General features: G+C 38.2%; 2 protein-coding genes. One reads left to right on the top strand and one right to left on the bottom strand.

Features of this window, described 5'->3' with window-relative positions:
- The first annotated feature begins 393 nt into the window (after positions 1-393).
- Positions 394-615, top strand: coding sequence for a DUF4327 family protein (locus tag VB740_RS36485; RefSeq protein ID WP_323204677.1), 222 nt, complete (start codon positions 394-396; stop codon positions 613-615).
- An 860-nt stretch (positions 616-1475) separates the two neighbouring features.
- On the opposite strand, the gene VB740_RS36480 is transcribed toward VB740_RS36485, so the two are convergent.
- Positions 1476-1727 (bottom strand): hypothetical protein, encoded by a 252-nt coding sequence (locus tag VB740_RS36480; protein ID WP_323204676.1) that lies wholly within the window; start codon positions 1725-1727, stop codon positions 1476-1478.
- Positions 1728-2219: the final 492 nt, after the last annotated feature.

Here is a 2219-nt window from a genome sequence, read left to right as displayed (position 1 = left end):
GTGTTAGGCGTAAGCCGTAACGCACCATTCTTAAGGCTTTGGTGCGTTACGCTGTTGCTAACGCACCCTACGTATCTTTTCAAAAATCAAATAGTAGTCCTATAGAGGGATTATATTTGGGGACTCAAAGAGCATCTTTACTAAGATATAGCGTTTCTCGCACGGGTAAGATACAGAAAAAATAAACAACCGCAGATAAACACAGATACTTGTAGAGATACAGCATTACCGTGTTCCTCATTCAATTGAGAATCGTTATATCTAACTTCCTACAAGGGTTAATGTCTTGATTCTTCACAATTCTCACCAATTTTATTTGATAAATTTAAGGTAGAGTCAAAGCAACTATTGTTTTGATTTGTAATTCCTTGATTGAAAACAAAGGAACAAGCTATGAACACTACGGTTAAATATGATATTGAGGTTATCAAGAAAGAAGCACTTCAACTTGTTAAAAAGAGACTTGTTAGCCGTCAGCAGTCAATTTATACCCTCTGTAAATATATTCCTCACCGTGACTGGCTTAATTTTGAACTTGAATTAGAAAAAAACGAGTTTCTACTCAGAGATAGAATTATCGACCTACTGAATCACGAATCTTGGGAAGATGATTAAGGTTGCATTGAGAAGCTGAAGCTTATTAGCAGCATCCTAATAAAATTAAAATTAAAAATTAATTTTTAATTAAAAACCCTTGAAATAAGTTGAGGGTTATAAATAAAAGATTGTAGGACTTACGCATTGACAAGAAATACCAAATGTGGATTAAGGTTAAAAACCATATCTTTCGTAAGGGCACAGCAATGCTCATTGGTGTCAACTTAACGTGAAAACCACTCCAGACAAAGCTTTGATAGATTACCTCGCTTGTTTCGTTCCCAGTCTCCGACTGGGAATGCCGTCTTAGAGGCTCCGCCTCCCTTGCTGGCGGCAGAGCCGCCAGGAATAGCATTTCCAGCCAGAAGCTGGAAACGAGGTTTTAAAGGGTTTTATGCTTAAGTTGACACCTATGAACAATGCTGTGCCCCTACAGCATGGTCTATTTATGATCACACGATAATTAAGAAAAGCCTGAAAACTTCCTATTTTAGGTAATCCACATTACGATGCATTTGTACAGTTAAGCAATAAATCTTGATTAATGGTTTAGATGGTTAAGAAGAGGAAAGAACCACCGCTAGCGTAGCAATACTTTTTTGTTAAAGGAGCTACTAGCGTGTCCAGGCTAAAATAATGTATTAAGCGTAGGTTGGGGAGCCACTGCGCCCTTGCGGTTTCTGCAACCCAACATTTGTCTGGGTGTTAAGTCTTATGCTTCGCTGCGCGACGGTGACACAAACTACCCAACCTACAAAACTTATTGCACAAATCTAGCCTTGACACGCCAGTAGGCTAACGCTGTGTTACAGCCTCGCATTTTATGACAATTGATTACAAAAAATAAATTATACTAAACCCATTCCAGGGACTTGGTATTAGGCAGACATCTCTTCTAGCTCTATCCATTCAGTAACAGACTGCCATTTACTTGCGTAAATAGTAGTATTTATACGTTTTGCTGTTTGAGGTTTTCTAGCTAGTTTTCCCTGGACAGCTTCTATCAATGAACTGGATTTGTTCAGATTATAAACAGGCATTTCTTGCCAGCAGTGCCGACAAAACCAGTAACTCTCTGCACCGCGGATATGTTCTAATAGTAGATTTGAACAGCAAGGACAGTAGTTCATATTTTTCTCAAATCCTGTTCATCAAAGTGTTATTGCAAATTACGGCAGCCAGTTGACAAGCTCGTAGGTATTTAAAACTAAATGTCTATATTTTGACTATAGGGTTTAAATATGAGGAAGTTGTGAGGAAATTTAGAACACTTAATATGTCTATAAGTTTTATACATATTTCTTAAGTAATGACATCGGGGTGATTTCAATACTTCTCGGTTAAAGGGGGAAGGTGGGCCTCCTTTGTGAATAAGGGGCGGGAGAAAAGGGAAAGAAAAAACCTTTAACCTTTTCCTAAAATCCGATTCCGAATTAAAAATGCACAAAGCGAGAAATATTGGGGGTTATTTAGCTATCTCTTCACAGATTCCTCAAATTACCTTTGTATAATTTCGTATAACTATAAATGTAGGGCTTTAGAGCAACGTTACTAGCTAGTAGTCTGGCAACCCAAAAATGCTAGGTGAGGTCTGGGGAAAGGGTAAAGGGTAAAGGGTAAGG

It is taken from the genome of Nostoc sp. UHCC 0251 (assembly GCF_034932245.1).
Lineage (GTDB): Bacteria > Cyanobacteriota > Cyanobacteriia > Cyanobacteriales > Nostocaceae > Nostoc.
This window is presented reverse-complemented; position numbering and strand designations above follow the sequence as displayed.

Bases quoted from the DNA above. Each gene is read 5' to 3' on its own strand.
- VB740_RS36485 (WP_323204677.1), top strand. From the start codon at position 394: ATGAACACTACGGTTAAATATGATATTGAGGTTATCAAGAAAGAAGCA.
- VB740_RS36480 (WP_323204676.1), bottom strand. From the start codon at position 1,727: ATGAACTACTGTCCTTGCTGTTCAAATCTACTATTAGAACATATCCGC.